The organism is Agarivorans sp. JK6, assembly GCF_045277145.1.
Taxonomy (GTDB): domain Bacteria; phylum Pseudomonadota; class Gammaproteobacteria; order Enterobacterales; family Celerinatantimonadaceae; genus Agarivorans; species Agarivorans albus.
Genome location: NZ_CP113525.1, coordinates 870,044 through 885,966, shown reverse-complemented (window position 1 = coordinate 885,966; position 15,923 = coordinate 870,044). Strand labels below are relative to the sequence as shown.

General features: G+C 45.5%; 14 protein-coding genes and 1 tRNA gene. 8 read left to right on the top strand and 7 right to left on the bottom strand.

The features are described from left to right. Positions 1-1,317, top strand: coding sequence for a lysine N(6)-hydroxylase/L-ornithine N(5)-oxygenase family protein (locus OV592_RS04175; protein ID WP_406610503.1), 1,317 nt, complete (start codon positions 1-3; stop codon positions 1,315-1,317). 116 nt (positions 1,318-1,433) lie between these two features. On the opposite strand, the gene preA is transcribed toward OV592_RS04175, so the two are convergent. After that, positions 1,434-2,708, bottom strand: a complete 1,275-nt coding sequence (gene preA, locus OV592_RS04170) for an NAD-dependent dihydropyrimidine dehydrogenase subunit PreA (RefSeq protein WP_406610502.1) — start codon at positions 2,706-2,708, stop codon at positions 1,434-1,436. A 4-nt stretch (positions 2,709-2,712) separates the two neighbouring features. Next, on the bottom strand, positions 2,713-4,068 hold the full coding sequence (locus OV592_RS04165; protein ID WP_406610501.1) for an NAD(P)-dependent oxidoreductase: 1,356 nt from the start codon (positions 4,066-4,068) through the stop codon (positions 2,713-2,715). Positions 4,069-4,361: 293 nt separating this feature from the next. Between OV592_RS04165 and OV592_RS04160 the strand changes: the two genes are divergently transcribed. Then, positions 4,362-5,012 (top strand): TetR family transcriptional regulator C-terminal domain-containing protein, encoded by a 651-nt coding sequence (locus tag OV592_RS04160; protein WP_406610500.1) that lies wholly within the window; start codon positions 4,362-4,364, stop codon positions 5,010-5,012. An 86-nt stretch (positions 5,013-5,098) separates the two neighbouring features. On the opposite strand, the gene OV592_RS04155 is transcribed toward OV592_RS04160, so the two are convergent. Next, a complete protein-coding gene (locus OV592_RS04155; RefSeq protein WP_406610499.1) occupies positions 5,099-6,370 on the bottom strand; it encodes a Zn-dependent hydrolase in 1,272 nt (423 codons plus the stop codon). Positions 6,371-6,806: 436 nt separating this feature from the next. Between OV592_RS04155 and hydA the strand changes: the two genes are divergently transcribed. The 5 genes from hydA to OV592_RS04130 are packed head-to-tail and all read left to right on the top strand — an operon-like array spanning position 6,807 to position 12,025. Continuing rightward, a complete protein-coding gene (gene hydA, locus OV592_RS04150; RefSeq protein WP_406610498.1) occupies positions 6,807-8,246 on the top strand; it encodes a dihydropyrimidinase in 1,440 nt (479 codons plus the stop codon). Positions 8,247-8,283: 37 nt separating this feature from the next. Next, the gene (locus tag OV592_RS04145) at positions 8,284-9,117 is read left to right on the top strand and encodes an ABC transporter ATP-binding protein (RefSeq protein WP_406610497.1); all 834 of its coding nucleotides are present in this window, start codon (positions 8,284-8,286) and stop codon (positions 9,115-9,117) included. Positions 9,118-9,137: 20 nt separating this feature from the next. Next, positions 9,138-10,025, top strand: coding sequence for an ABC transporter permease (locus tag OV592_RS04140; protein WP_406610496.1), 888 nt, complete (start codon positions 9,138-9,140; stop codon positions 10,023-10,025). Next, entirely contained in the window at positions 10,018-10,980 is a 963-nt protein-coding gene (locus OV592_RS04135; protein ID WP_406610495.1) for an ABC transporter permease, read from the top strand. The genes OV592_RS04140 and OV592_RS04135 overlap by 8 nt, the downstream gene beginning before the upstream one ends. 40 nt (positions 10,981-11,020) lie before the next feature. After that, positions 11,021-12,025, top strand: a complete 1,005-nt coding sequence (locus OV592_RS04130) for an ABC transporter substrate-binding protein (protein WP_016401617.1) — start codon at positions 11,021-11,023, stop codon at positions 12,023-12,025. A gap of 238 nt (positions 12,026-12,263) precedes the next feature. On the opposite strand, the gene OV592_RS04125 is transcribed toward OV592_RS04130, so the two are convergent. Both OV592_RS04125 and OV592_RS04120 read right to left on the bottom strand, forming a co-directional pair. Continuing rightward, positions 12,264-12,752 (bottom strand): DUF2937 family protein, encoded by a 489-nt coding sequence (locus OV592_RS04125; RefSeq protein WP_406610494.1) that lies wholly within the window; start codon positions 12,750-12,752, stop codon positions 12,264-12,266. 224 nt (positions 12,753-12,976) lie between these two features. Then, a tRNA-Leu gene (locus tag OV592_RS04120) sits at positions 12,977-13,063 on the bottom strand. A gap of 208 nt (positions 13,064-13,271) precedes the next feature. Here OV592_RS04120 and OV592_RS04115 point away from each other — a divergent pair. Then, on the top strand, positions 13,272-13,742 hold the full coding sequence (locus OV592_RS04115; RefSeq protein WP_016401644.1) for an RDD family protein: 471 nt from the start codon (positions 13,272-13,274) through the stop codon (positions 13,740-13,742). A 2-nt stretch (positions 13,743-13,744) separates the two neighbouring features. On the opposite strand, the gene lptG is transcribed toward OV592_RS04115, so the two are convergent. Together lptG and lptF are read right to left on the bottom strand one after the other, a co-directional pair. After that, positions 13,745-14,812: an LPS export ABC transporter permease LptG gene (gene lptG, locus OV592_RS04110; RefSeq protein ID WP_406610493.1), complete on the bottom strand. Its 1,068-nt coding sequence runs from the start codon at positions 14,810-14,812 to the stop codon at positions 13,745-13,747. Further along, positions 14,796-15,911: an LPS export ABC transporter permease LptF gene (gene lptF, locus OV592_RS04105; RefSeq protein ID WP_152784291.1), complete on the bottom strand. Its 1,116-nt coding sequence runs from the start codon at positions 15,909-15,911 to the stop codon at positions 14,796-14,798. Before lptF ends, lptG begins: the two co-directional genes overlap by 17 nt. Positions 15,912-15,923: the final 12 nt, after the last annotated feature.

The window sequence follows — 15,923 nt, the reverse complement described above, 5'->3', positions numbered from 1 at the left end:
ATGAACACTCAAAAAGTAGATCTATTAGGCGTTGGTATTGGCCCCTTTAACCTTAGTATTGCCGCGCTTGCCAGCACTAAATCGGCCCTTTCCACTCTATTTTTGGAACGAAAGAAGGAGTTTGCGTGGCACCCTGGCTTGTTGCTTAACGACGCTAAAATGCAAACCTCTTACTTAAAAGATTTAGTCACTGGTATAGACCCAACCAACCCCTATAGTTTTTTAAACTACTTGGTGGAGCAGCATAAACTCTATCCGTTTATTGCTTCCGGTCAATCGGTAATATCGCGTTTAGAATTTTCCCACTACTTAAGCTGGGCGGCCCACAGCTTGGCTAATACCCGATTTGACCAAAACGTTCAGTCAATCGAGCTTGATGGTGACCTTTTTAGCATCGAGACCGACGATCAGTGTTATCAAAGTAAGCATTTGGTTGTAGGCACCGGCATGCAACCGCAAGTACCTGTGTTTTGCGAACCACACATAAGCAACAGCTGTTTTCATGCCAGTGAATTAGCGCTTAGAAAACCTAATTTAAGCGGTAAACGAGTAGCTATCATTGGTGGCGGACAAACCGGTGCAGACGTATTCCAACACCTCTTCGACAATACCTTTGGTGAGGTAAAAGAGATTAACTGGATATCGCGCCGCTCTAACATAGAAGCCTTAGATGAAAGCTGCTTTACCGACCAGTACTTCATGCCAGATTACGTAGATGGATTTTACCAACTGGCACAGCAAACCAAGAACAGTGAAGTATCGCGACAGAAACTGACCAGCGATGGCATCACCAATGATTGCCTACAAGGCATTTATCAACGTTTATATCACGACCGTTTTGTACTCAATAAACCGAGTTGGTGGTCTATTCAACCCAATCGTACCCTTATGTCTATGGCATATTCAGAGCTTGGTTATAAGCTGCATTTAGAACATGGCCTAACCCACGACAATACTCAAATAAACGCCGATGTAGTGATTTTGTGCACCGGTTATAGCCGCGCCCTGCCGGCCTGTTTAAGTGAACTTGCCAAGCAAATTCCACTTAATCCACAAGGCCTGCCCGAGCTATGCCCAGACTTTAGCGTGAAATGGCCTGGTGCGAGTCGCAACCACATTTACATGGTTAACGCTGGCATACACAGTCACGGTATTGCCGAGCCACAACTAAGCTTAGCCACTTGGCGTGCGGCCAAAATACTTAACCACGCCAGCGGCCAAAATCTCTACGATATTGAGCCCGCCGAGGCAGTCGTTGACTGGGGGTTAAATGCTATAGAGCAAACCGACCAGCGTTTAGCTGCATTAGGTTCATAGTAATTAATTGCGGCTTCGGTCGCTTTATTTCCTTCTAGCTGCCCCTAAGTAATCCACAAAGAAACAAGCCTCCAAAAGATCTGGAGGCTAGTAGTTATGCGCAGAAACTAAGGCACTTATGAAGCATCTTTATAGGGGTTACGCGGGTCTTGCGTCCAGTTCATGTAAGGCTTCTCGGTCTCCTTTTGCTCCATCTTAATACACTGCTCAACTGGGCAGGTGATTTGGCAAAGGTTACAGCCAACACATTTATCTTCAATTACTTCAAACGCAACACTGCCATCGGCGCGCTCTGTTTTATTTATGGCTTGGTGAGAGGTATCTTCACAGGCAATATAGCAGCGGCCGCAGCCAATACATTTGTCTTCGTCAATATCGGCTACAACCTTGTAGTTCATATTGAGGTACTTCCAATCGGTTGTATTGGGAACTGCTAGGCCTTGGAAGTCAGTGATTTTTTCATAACCCTTGCTGTCCATCCAATTAGATAAGCCCGACTTCATCTCTTCAACAATTCTAAATCCGTAGATCATCGCCGCGGTACACACTTGTACTGAGCCCGAACCCAAAGAAATAAACTCTGCTGCATCGCGCCAATTACCGATACCGCCAATCCCCGAGATGGGTAAGCCGGCGGTTTCCGGGTCACGAGCAATTTCGCTCACCATGTTTAAGGCAATCGGCTTAACGGCTGGGCCACAATAGCCGCCATGAGTACTCTTGCCATCTACAATCGGTCTGGCGGCCATTTGGTCCAAATCGATACCAGTAATTGAATTAATGGTGTTAATTAGCGATACCGCGTCGGCACCACCTCGTTTTGCCGCCTGAGCAGAAAAACGGATGTCGGTAATGTTAGGTGTAAGCTTTACGATAACCGGCATGCTACTGTAGATTTTGCACCAGCGAGTCACCATTTCTACGTACTCTGGCACTTGTCCTACCGCTGCGCCCATGCCTCGCTCGGGCATCCCATGAGGACAACCAAAGTTAAGCTCTAAACCATCGGCTCCTGTTTGCTCAACTTGTTTTACAATTTTCTTCCAGGCTTCTTCTTCACAAGGCACCATTAGCGATACCACTAGCGCCCTATCTGGCCAGCTTTTTTTAACCGCTTCAATTTCACGTAAGTTAACCTCTAAGCTGCGATCGGTAATTAACTCGATATTGTTAAAGCCTGCCACTTCGCCATTGTGGTCGTAAATCGCCGAATAACGAGAGGAAACATTTACCGCCGCAGGGTCTTCGCCTAGTGTTTTCCACACCACTCCACCCCAGCCAGCTTCATAGGCTCGTTCCACATTGTAAGCCTTGTCTGTTGGCGGAGCAGACGCTAGCCAAAATGGGTTTGGAGATTTAATTCCTGCAAATTCTATTGATAAGTCAGCCATAATTTCACACCTCTACCGAATTAATATGTTGATGAATCGCTAAGGCTGCTAACTTGCCTTGCTGAACAGCTTCAACAGTAAGATCTTGTCCCTCTGCGGTGCAGTCGCCACCAGCAAACACGCCATCTAGGCTGGTAACCTGCTGGCCTACGGTAGTGATTTTGCCGTTACTTAGAGTGGGAATTAACTGCTCTTTTTCTGGGTAAGCAAATTTTTGCCCCACCGCTTTGAACACAGCAGAGCAAGCAATATCAAAGGTTTGCTCGCTATCTTTTAATTGCCCGTCTTCGCTATAGGTTTTCCTAAAGGTCATACTGCGTAGCACGCCATCATGGTCGAGGTTAATCTTCTCGGGTTTGGCCCAGGTTTTTATTCTCACCTGATGATTTTTAGCAATTTGTTGTTCGTGTTTGGTGGCGCTCATTTGCTCTTCACCACGGCGATAAACTAAGGTAACTTCTTCGGTGCCTAAACGTTTAAGCTGGCATGCCATGTCTATTGCGGTATTGCCCGCCCCAATAACTACTGCGCTTTCCGGTGGGATATCGAGTTGATTTAGGTCACTGGCTTGGCGCAACTCTCTAATAAAATCAACAGCATTAATCACTTGAGGATGAACTTCGTTCACCAACATTAATGACTGCACATCTTGTAGGCCCAGCGCCAAGAACACTGCATCAAACTGGTCTTTTAGTTGCTCTAGGCTGATGTCTTTTCCTAAAGCTGTTTCGGTATGTAAGGTAATACCGCCAATGCTTAATATAAAATCCACTTCTTTTTGCGCAAAGTTGTCGGTGAGCTTATATTTGGCAATGCCATACTCATTTAGGCCACCCGCTTTGGATGCAGCTTCGAAAATTTCCACATCATTACCCAACATCGCTAAACGGTGAGCACAACTTAAACCGGCTGGCCCAGCCCCTACAACAGCTACGGTTTTTCCGGTGGCGGCTTCACGCTTAAAGGGATGACCAACAAATACTGCGTTGTCTGTCGCATGACGTTGCAATAGGCCAATCTTCACCGGAGCCTGTTCTTGTTCTTTGTTTCGAACACATGCTTGTTCACACAGAATTTCCGTTGGACACACCCGCGCACAGCTGCCACCCATAATGTTTTCTTGGTAAATGGTTTTGGCAGCACCAGTTAAGTCATCAGCATGAATACTGGCAATAAAACTAGGAATGTTAATTTTTGAAGGGCAAGCGGTTATGCAAGGCGCGTCGTAGCAATAATAACAACGCGAACTTTCTATTCCGGCTTGGCGGGCACTTAACGCAGGGTTGATGTCCTTGAACATTTGATCAAGCGCTAGCTGCTGTTGCGAATAGCCTTGTGGCTTCTCCATACTCATCACCATGTGATCTCCTTATCTTTTTTATTACTGAGACGTGCATCTCTAGTTGTAAAAAAAAGGCAAAGCTCATGCCATCTCCTGACCACACGGTCAGAAGATTACTTTGAAATAATCAATATCATCATATCCATTTGTTTTATATGGATAATTAAGCCACTTTCCAGCTAAAAATAACCTAGCACTATTACAACTGCTGCAATTACACGGTATGCTTTAGTTAGGCTACTTGCTCACTTTAAAGGCAAACAGCTACATAATAGTGCAATAAGTGCTCTTACATTGAGAAACCAATTAGTATGAAAACTCCGCCGCCAGGCAAAGCAAAACGCCGTAAGCTCGCCGATATTCGCAAAGACAACTTGAAGCAAATCTTAGAGGTAGCAGAAAAGCTATTTGCTCAAAATGGCTATAGCGCCACTACCATTGCAGCCATCGCAGCCGAAGCTAACTTACCCAAAGCAAATGTGCTCTATTACTTCAAAACTAAAGAGGCCTTATATAAGGGTGTTTTAAGCCAACTATTGGTGATTTGGATGAGCCACATGGATGAAATGACAGCTGATAACCACCCCAAGCTGGCGCTACGCCAATACATATTGCAAAAAATGACGCTATCTAAAGAGCACCCAAATGCCTCTCGAATATTTGCTGCCGAAATCCTTCATGGTGCGCCTTACCTGCGTGAGCAATTAGCCACCGAGCTAAAACAACAGTTTGATAAAACCTGTCAGGTATTTAGGGAATGGATCGCCAAGCAGTGGATGGATCCCATCAACCCAGAGCACCTGCTATTTATGATTTGGTCGTCTACTCAGGCTTACGCCGATTATGCAATGCAAAGCAGTATGATGATGGATAAAGAGAAGTTGGAAGAAAGCGACTACGAGGAAGGCGTTGAGTTTCTCACACGCATGGTACTTAAAGGTTGTGGCGTTAAACTATTCTAATAAAACAATAGCTTAACACCACGCGAAACCAACAGAGCAAGCAAGATTACTCAGTACTCTGGCTAGCATTTTTCGTTAATTTAAGTTCAAGCCAAATCACTTGCCAGCATCGTACTATCTTCACTAACTTGTTCTGCCATTGTCAGCATGGCATTTAACAATACCGAACAGCCCGCTTCACACTCTTCTTGGGTCGTGCTCTCAATTTCGTTATGACTAATCCCATCTAGACAAGGGGTAAAAATCATTCCAGTAGGCGCAAAATCGGACACATAACAGGCGTCGTGTCCGGCACCGGCGATAATATCCATATGGCTGTACCCCAGTTTAGCCGTCGCGTTTCTTACTGCTTCGACACACGCTTTGTCAAAGTGGATAGGCTCATAATACCAAAACGGATCCAGCTCAATCGCTACTTCGGTTTGCGCGGCTAACTCAGCAACAAAATCACTCAGCTCTTTATCCATAGCACTTAGCTCTTCATCCAAGGGGTGGCGTAAATCAATACTCATTTCAATTTTACCGGGAATGGTATTTCTAGAGTTGGGCGTAACATTAACAAAGCCTACGGTTCCACATCCCGGGGGGTGAGCTTTGGCAATGTCTTCAACCTTTTGAATGAGCTGAGTACTGGCCAACAGCGCATCCTTACGCAAGTGCATTGGAGTAGTACCAGCGTGTGACTCTCGACCCGTTAACGTAGCATTAAACCAGCGCTGCCCCTGACCTCCGGTCACTACACCAATCTGTTTTTCTTCTGCCTCTAAGTAGGGACCTTGTTCAATATGCGTTTCGAAAAAGGCATGGAACTGTCTGCCGGTTACTGGAACATCTCCGGCAAAGCCTATTCGCTGCAGCTCGTCACCTAAACGCAAACCATCAACATCACGACTGTCCAATATCTCTTGCAGACTAAAGCGGCCAGACACCACCCCAGACCCCATCATTGCTGGTGCGAATCGCGAGCCTTCTTCATTAGTCCACACCGATATTTCAATAGGATATTTGGTTTTAATACCAAGGTCATTGAGTGAGCGCACCACTTCTAAGCCGGATAGTACGCCAAAAACCCCATCAAATTTACCACCCGAAGGTTGAGTATCTAAGTGACTGCCTGTTCCAACAGGCGCTAAACTCATATCCTCACCGGGGCGTACACAAAATATGTTGCCAACCTGATCAACACTTACCGTACACCCGGCTTCTTCAGCCCACTTAATGTAAAGCTCGCGACCTTGCTTATCGAGATCAGTTAAGGCTAAGCGCTTGCACCCCCCTTTGGCTGTGGCACCTATTTTTGCCATTTCCATTAAACTGTCCCACAAGCGGTCACTATTAATTTTAAAGCTACTCATCATGGCCTCCAATAACCAAACTACGCCTAGTACTAAGCAGTGAAGTAACAAATCAGTTCTATACGAGGTGGACACATGCAAACTACTGACCACGCGGACAGGATATAAACCATAAACACATAAATAATTGATTTATTTAAATATAAATAAATCACACACAAATGAAATCAGTTAATTCCCGAGTAAATTGCTCAGTTTTTATGCACTAATATTGGGCTTAACCGCCCAGCCTTGAGGCGTTAGCCTTCTTTGCCAAGCTATATAATCACTGCCACCTTAAGTACCCAAGCCAAGTAAGTACGGGGCTTACAGCATACTCAAATACAACTTCTGTCCACATGGTCAGTAGATTGCATAAGCATAAATACCTCAAAAGAGATAGATGAACACCTCAAGCATGGTGTTGTCTTTAAGCAAGTCGAAATGGAGTTTGTGAGCCATGAGTTTATTAATAAAAGGTGGAAAGGTAGTAAACGCTGATCAAAGCATATTTGCCGACGTTTACTGTGAACACGGTTTGATTAAAGCAATAGGCGAGAACCTAAGCGTTCCCGACGATGCCGAAGTCATCGACGCCAAAGGCAAGCTGGTTATGCCTGGAGGTATCGATCCGCATACTCACATGCAGCTTCCGTTTATGGGAACAGTGGCAAGCGAAGACTTCTATAGCGGCACTGCTGCTGGCTTGGCCGGCGGCACCACCATGATTATCGACTTTGTGATCCCCAATCCTCAGCAACCCTTGATGGAAGCGTTTAATACTTGGAGAGATTGGGCTTCGCGCTCGGTAGCTGACTACTCTTTCCACGTAGCGGTAACCTGGTGGGACGACAGCGTATACCAAGATATGGGCCTGTTAGTTAACGAGCACGGAGTGAACAGCTTTAAACACTTTATGGCGTATAAAAATGCCATTATGGCGGAAGACGAAACCTTGGTGAACAGCTTCAATCGCTGCTTAGAATTAGGCGCTATGCCTACGGTTCATGCGGAAAATGGCGAGCTAGTCTACCACTTGCAACAAAAGCTACTTGAAGCTGGCATGACGGGCCCTGAAGCTCACCCCCTTTCTCGACCTACCGAAGTAGAAGGCGAAGCCGCCAACAGGGCGATCCGTATCGCGCAGTCACTGGGCGTACCGCTGTATTTAGTGCACGTTTCATGTAAAGAAGCGGTAGATGAAATAGCCAGAGCTCGCCATGAAGGCCAGCGGGTTTACGGCGAGTGTTTAGCCGGACATTTAGAGTTAGATGACAGCGTTTATCAAAGCACTGATTGGGCGACTGCCGCAGCTCATGTTATGAGCCCGCCTTTCCGACCTAAAGGTCACCAAGAGGTATTATGGAAAGCACTACAAGGTGGCACATTACAAACTACCGCTACTGACCACTGCTGTTTTTGCGCTGAGCAAAAAGCGGCAGGGAAAGATGACTTTAGCAAAATACCCAATGGCACTGCCGGCGTAGAAGACCGAATGATGGTGCTTTGGGATTCGGGCGTCAATCAAGGCCGTTTAAGCGAGCAAGAGTTTGTCGCGGTCACATCGACTAACTCGGCCCAAATATTCAATATTTACCCACAAAAAGGCTGCATTGCTGCGGGCTCAGATGCCGACATCGTTATCTGGGATCCTCAGAAAAAACATACCCTCTCGGCCGCCACCCATAACCAGAAAATTGATTTTAATATCTTTGAAGGGCGCACTGTAACCGGCGCACCTCACATCACTATTAGCCAAGGTAAGGTGGTATTTAAAGATGGCCAGTTGTTCGTAGAGGAAGGAGCCGGGCGCTACATAAAACGACCCGCTTTCCCTTCTATTTTTGATGCCGTGGAAAAATTTAATAAGGCAAATACTCCAGTGCCAGTAAAGCGCTAATTATTTACCGAGTTAATCGCAAGATAGAGGGACAACAATGCTAGCAATTAAACAAGTCATGGATGAACAGACAATAGACCAAGCTGCTGAACTCAAACGCTCTATGATTTCGGTAGAGGATCTGTCGCTGGTGTTTACTACCAACGACGGCCCAGTAAATGCCCTTTCAAACATTAACTTGAATATTAACGAAGGCGACTTCGTTTCATTTATTGGGCCATCAGGCTGCGGTAAAACCACTCTGTTGCGGGTAATTGCCGACTTAGAACAGGCCACTTCTGGCAGTATCAAAGTAGACGGCACTTCTCCTAAAGACGCCCGACTTAATCGACTTTATGGTTACGTATTTCAAGCGCCTGGCTTACTGCCGTGGCGCACCATTCAACAAAATTGCGCCCTGCCAATGGAGATATCGGGTCAGTCTGGTGCTCATCAACAAAAGCAGATTGATAAAAACCTGAAAATGGTTGGCCTACTAGACTTTCACAACAAGTTTCCTTGGCAGCTATCTGGAGGCATGCAACAACGCGCCTCAATAGCCCGTGCTTTATGCATTAATCCGCAATTACTGCTAATGGATGAGCCCTTTGGAGCTCTAGATGAAATTACCCGTGACCACATGAACATGGAGTTACTACGCATCTGGCAGGAAACACAGAAAACCGTGGTATTTGTTACTCACTCTATCGACGAAGCGGTGCTTCTCTCCACCCATATCGTGGTGATGTCGCCGCGACCAGGGCGAATAGTAAAAGTGATTGAGAGCCCCTTACCTAGGTTAAAAACACTGGCACTACGCGACCAAGCGGCTTTTCATCAATTGGCTGCCGAAATTCGTAGCGCCCTAGCCAACGACCATGCCATTGATTAGATTCATGGGAGAGTAGTGATATGAAAAACCTCAACTTCCGCGCCAATTGGCTACCAGTCGTCAGCATGATTTTAGCCATTATTGGTATTTGGTATATCGCTGCCTTGCTGATGAATGGTAACCAGCTAATCAACCAGCTAGAACGGAAAAAACAACAGTGGACATACAGCCAAGTTATTAGCCAAGCCTATCAAGTAAAGCGCCCCATGCTGCCGGCCCCGCATCAAGTAGCCTTAGAGTTAAAAAAGTCGGTTTTTGATACGGCAATTAGCTCTAAGCGCTCCTTAGTTCACCATAGCTTAATTACCTTAAACTCCACCATGCTTGGTTTTCTTTTGGGCTCTGTTGTAGGCATTGTGATTGCCATTGGCATCGTTCACAACAAGACCTTAGAAGCGAGTTTAATGCCCTGGATTATCGCTTCCCAAACCATTCCAATACTCGCTATTGCCCCGATTATTGTGGTGGTATTAGGCGCGTTAAATATCACCGGGGTATTACCTAAAGCGGTAATCTCCATGTACTTGTCTTTCTTCCCGGTCACCATTGGCATGGTAAAGGGATTGCGCGCCTCAGACACTCTGCATGTAGAACTTATGCACACCTATAATGCCAGCGCTCTACAAACGTTTTGGAAGCTTAGATGGTATTCGGCGCAGCCCTACTTATTTGCCAGTTTAAAAGTTGCTATTGCGGCTGCATTAGTAGGGGCCATTGTTGCCGAACTGCCAACAGGTGCTCAGGGTGGTTTAGGCTCACGCTTGTTAAGTGGCTCTTACTATGGCCAAACGCAACAAATTTGGGCAGCGCTGATCATGGCAGCACTCCTCGGCTCATTACTGGTATGGATAGTTAACCTAGCAGAAACCGCCTTGCTAAAACGTCGCGGAGGGTTGAGCAATGCCTAAGTATGTTTTAACCATAATTTACCTCAGCCTATTGGCAGGCCAACTAGCCTTAGTAAGCTCGAGTGAGCAAGGCTTCTATCAACAATCTCCAGCCTTGCTAATGCTGCTTGCAGTATCCACTTATGCTGTTGCTGCCTTACTCAGTCAACTCACACAACTGGCCGAAACGCGCCCCAGCTACGCTGCCGTTACTAAGGTACTAGTGCCTAGCTTGTTTGCCTTTATGCTACTGCTTACTTGGCAAAGCATAGTGGTAGGTTTTGCCGTCTCAGCCGTGTTGCTGCCAGCACCTAGCGATATTTTTTATAGTTTAACTAACAACTTACCGATGTTTTGGGCCGACTTTAAGCAAACTTATTTAAAGGCGGTTTTGGCGGGTTACTTCCTAGGTTGCAGCGCTGGATTCATAGTTGCTCAAGTGGCAGTAAAAAGCCGGTTTTTGCGAGCAGGTTTAGTGCCATTGGGGAACTTTATGTCGGCGATCCCAATTGTTGGTATCGCCCCCATCATGGTGATGTGGTTTGGCTTTGACTGGCAATCAAAAGCCGCAGTGATTGTAGTGATGACATTTTTCCCAATGTTTATTAATACGCTTGCTGGTTTACAGTCAACCGACGCCATTCACAACGACCTCATGCATACCTACGCTGCCAACAAGTCACAGATTTTTTTAAAAAGCCAACTACCACAGGCTTTGCCGTTCATTTTTAACGCCTTAAAACTCAACTCTACGCTGGCACTCATTGGCGCAATTGTGGCTGAGTTTTTTGGCACACCTATCGTAGGTATGGGCTTTCGGATTTCTACTGAAGTAGGCCGAATGAACATGGATATGGTTTGGGCCACGATTGTTGTTGCAGCAATTGCGGGGTCCTTAAGTTACGGAGCTTTGGCTCTTTTAGAAAGGTCACTACTGTTTTGGCATCCCGCTTTTAGAGGAAGCCATAAGCGCTAATTTACACACTCAAGCATTGTTGCAATAAAGGGAATTAACTATGAATAAGAAACTGATTTCATTGGCATCAGGCGCTGCGTTACTTGCAGCTAGTTTTGGTACATCTGCAGCAGAGAAGCTGACTTTACAGCTAAAGTGGGTAACTCAAGCTCAGTTTGCTGGATACTACGTAGCGTTAAACAAAGGTTTTTACCAAGATCAGGGAATTGATTTAACCATTAAGCCAGGTGGACCCGACATAGCCCCAGCACAAGTACTTGCCGGTGGCGGAGCCGATGTAGTGGTCGACTGGCTACCTTCAGCACTAGCAACACGAGAAAAAGGCTTACCACTGGTTAACATAGGGCAGATTTATGGCAAATCGGGCATGATGTTAACCTGTTTGAAATCTAGCGGAATTTCTAGCCCTGCCGACTTTAAAGGCAAAACGTTAGGGGTGTGGTTTTTTGGTAACGAATACCCGTTCTTGAGCTGGATGTCTAAACTAGGCTATGACACAACGGGTGGCGAAGATGGAGTTACAGTTCTAAAACAAGGATTTAATGTAGACCCCATTTTCCAAGGACAAGCAGATTGTGTTTCAACCATGACTTACAACGAATATGGCCAAGTGTTAGATGGCGGTTTAAGCAATGAAGAACTGATGCTGTTTAAGTATGAAGAAGAAGGCGTTGCTACTTTAGAAGACGGCTTATATGTACTAGAAGACAGCTTAAAAGACAGTAAAAAACTAGCTACTTATGCCAAGTTTTTAAAAGCAACGATTCAAGGCTGGGAATGGGCGGCAGCTAACCCTAAAGAAGCAGGCCTAATAGTATTGGATTACGATGATACTGGCGCTCAAACAGAGGAGCACCAAATTCGTATGGCTAACGAAGTAGCCAAATTGCTGGCCAGCAGTGATAAAGGTATTGGCTACTTAGACCCAGCAGCCTTTGACCGTACAGTGAATGTTTTACTGGATAGTGATTCGACGCCGGTAATCACCAAAAAACCGGAAGGCGCGTATACTCATGCAGTATTCGAAGCCGCGGCAAAACTATAAAGAAATAATCAGACTTGGCTAATCCAAAGGCTGCTTAATGCAGCCTTTAACTTACTTCTGGTAACGGCTTCTCACTTATACCAATCACACCAAGTAAGTGATCAGAAATAACGCAGGAAAAATACTCGAGAATAAGCCAGAATTTTTCGGTAAGCAGTTATTCTACAATCAAAAATTCTAACGCAGTTATCGAGTATTTTAACCAGATAAAATGAACAGTTACTTAGTACGATTGGTATTAAGACTTAAGTGTCCGCCCCGCCCTTCTAATCGGCCACATCAGCAGGCCGCCAAACAACAAAGCGGCCAATCCACTATAGGCTAATAATAATGGCTCTAAAGATATACCAGGTTTGAAGTTAGCGAGTACTTTATCAAGCGTTTCCCAGCGCTGAGGGCTAAACATGTATTTGGCCTTTTGATAATAAGTGCCTTGCTCAAAGATTATAATGGCTTGGTTCAGCTCCTCGTATTCATACATGGTTTGCTGTTTTTGCTCGGCGTCTGTGCGCACCGCCAAGTTAGGATTATTCTTAAAGTCATCAATCATCGCGTCAATGCTTGAGTATTGGTGCAACTCAGCATTCTGTTGAAAGTTGTCCACTTGCTGTTGCAATACATCATGTTGGCCACTGACAAACTGCAAGTAATGATTGCTTAACAGCGGCAACTGCATAAAGCCCAACAACAGAACCGCAAATAAAACCTTGTCTAAGGTATTAACCAACAAACCGCGCCCTCTTAACAACCGATGCTAGACAAGAACAATAAGCGAAGTCAGAGCTTACTTCAAAGCCATTGATTGCTAACGCTCACCAATAAGCACGTGAAACAGGATTGCTTGTTTAAACTATTTGATTGAAGTCCGATTGGGCTAAATGATGGCACATATAGGGAAAACGCTGGCATCAAAACGCAAAAAAGCCGTCACTAGGACGGCTTTTTCTAATTTGGTACCAGAGGCCGGACTTGAACCGGCACGCTATCACTAGCGGGGGATTTTGAATCCCCTATGTCTACCAATTTCATCACTCTGGCATTTGTTTACCCGCCTTGGCGAGTGATTGGCATTATAAGCTGCGTTTTTAGATTGGCAAGCGCTTTTTGTTTTAAAGCCCACTAAGTGTTTAAGAATTGTGCTAGCAGCCTATTAGTGAAAGAAAGTCGATGATTTTGCTGCTCAGATTAATTCTCAGCCAGCGCAGATTTGCTACCATACAAGAAATTTCTTAGAGGCAACAAAACCATGGCTAACGCTAGCGCCACCACTTCACTGCCAACCGCAGGTTTCTTTCGTCGTTTAGGGGCTTATATTTACGATGCTTTAATGGCCATTGCTATAGGCATGGTAGCCACCATGCTTGGTTTAGCTGCAGTAGCCATAGGTACCAGCATAGGGCTTATTACGCTCCCCGAAGGGGTTGAGCACTCTACCTACCTAGTTGGTCAAATTTGGTTTCAGGGCTTAATTTGGGGCAGCATAATCATGTTTTATATTTGGTTTTGGCATAACCATGGCCAAACCATTGGAATGCGAGCTTGGCGTTTACGGGTGCAAAATAAAGACGGCTCGAACATTTCTTACACCCAAGCACTTATTCGTTTATTTACTTCGGCACTTGGGGTAGGAAATTTGATGGTAATAGTCACCAAAGACAACACTGCTTTCCAAGATATTTGGGGCAGATGCCAAGTGGTGACCTTGCCTAAAAAGTAACGCTAGGTTCTACGATTAATCAAAAAGAACGCAATACCTAGTACAAGTACACTAGGTATTGAAGCACTAATGTAAGGATGCACCCCGTAAACTAAGCTCATTGAACCAAGCACCTGATCTAAGATGTAATAGCTAAAGCCAGCCACCACACCCAACATGATTTTTGCTCCCATACTCGAGCTACGAAGTGGGCCAAATACAAACGACAAAGCCAATAGCATCATAATACCGGTAAGTATCGGCATCATTAACTTACGCGCCAATGCTAGCTCGTAACGTGCTGGGTCTTGGCGGTTTTGCTTTAAGTAGCCAATGTAAGAGTACATGCCAGAGATAGACAGATCGTGAGGTTTAACGGTTACTACACTCAGTTTATCGGGAGTTAGCGTACTGCTCCAAGGGTAGTTCTCATAGCGAGTCTCAATAATCCCATCATCACTAAAGTCGATAACTTTGGCGTCTTTAATCAACCACCGGTTGGTATCATATACCGCCTGGTCACCTTCAACCTGTTGGTACAACTCTGCATCGTCATTAAAGCGATAAATGGTGATGTTAAATAGCTCTTTACTCTCTTGTACTTCGCCAATATTTACAAAACTTTCACCATCTTTTGCCCACACACCACGCTGCACAGCAACCATGGCTCCGCCCGACATTTTACTTGAGCGCAACTCTTTAGCGGCCATGTCTGCGCGAGGAGCCACGTATTCACCCAACAACATCATCACAATCATCATTGGTACTGCAGTTTTTAGAACTGCTACCGCAATATTAAACCGTGATAAACCCGAGCTTTGCATGACCACTAATTCACTAGTGCTAGCTAAAGAGCCTAAGCCAATCAACGAGCCAAGCAGCGCCGCCATGGGAAAGAAAATTTCAAGCTCGCGAGGCACACTAAGCAATACATACCAAAGAGCGTCGGCAATTTGGTAATCGCCTTGTCCTACGCTGCCCAGCTGTTCGACAAATTTCACGATCATGCTCAAGCTTTGCAAAGTAACCAGTACTAGCAAGCTAGACATGATGATGGTGCGGCCTATATACCAATCAAGAATCCGAAACACAGGCCTTCCCTTTAACTTTTCCGCGAACTTTCAAATAATACTCACTGCGTATAAACAAATAGCTGAGTGAAATAAACAACATTAAGGCATGTACCGACCACAAGCCTACTTCTGGCGGTATTTTACCTTCTTCCAGCGCACTTCTTGCAGCACTTAGCATCAAGTAATAACTTAGGTACAACAAAATAGCAGGCAACAATTTGGCATAACGGCCTTGGCGTGGATTAACTGCCGCTAAGGGCACCACCATTAAGGTTAAAATAGGAATAGTAAGCGGCAGAGAAATACGCCATTGCAACTCGGCAATTTGGGTTAAATCCTCAGAGCCAATTAACTGTTTTGTAGGTAAAGACCACAAACGGCGCTGCGATTGATTGCCTTCTTGCTCGCGTAAATACACTCGATAACGTTCGAAGTGTAGGATGCTGTAATCCAGTTCCTCCGGTGCTTGCTCATAACGTTTACCATTGCTTAGCACCATCCATTGAGAGCCATCGGTTCGTCGCTCAATGCCACCCTCTTCTGCCATTACCACAGAAGGGCGAGTATCACTGCCCTCGGCAGGCGTATGCGCTACAAATACTTTTTCTAGATGTTGGCCTTTGTTTTCAATTTGCTCCACAAAGGTCACCACCCCGCCACCCAAAGACTCAAAGCGCCCTTGCACCAATACCGATATGCCAGCTTCAGCATCCATTTGGTCAAATAGCTGTTGCTCTAACTCGTTGGTATACGGGCTTAAATACAAGGTGTTAAAACCTGCGGCCGCAGTAGACAGCAAACCCAGCACCATAGTATCGCGCAGCAACTGGGCGGTACTATAACCACACGCTTGCAGCACCACCATTTCACTGTCTGCGTATAAACGGCCATGAGCCACCAAAACGCCGATAAACATACTTATTGGTAGGATAAGAATCAAAAAGGCAGGCATGTTCAATAACATGACCTTGGCGATAATTTCACCCGCAACGTTGCCTTCGGCGGCTTGAGATAAGACTCGAACAAACTTTTGCGAGGTAAAAATTAATAATAAAACAGCCAACACCGCCAGTTGGGTTTTTGCTGTTTCTCTAAATAAGTAACGGAATATTAGCACTCAGTCATTCAC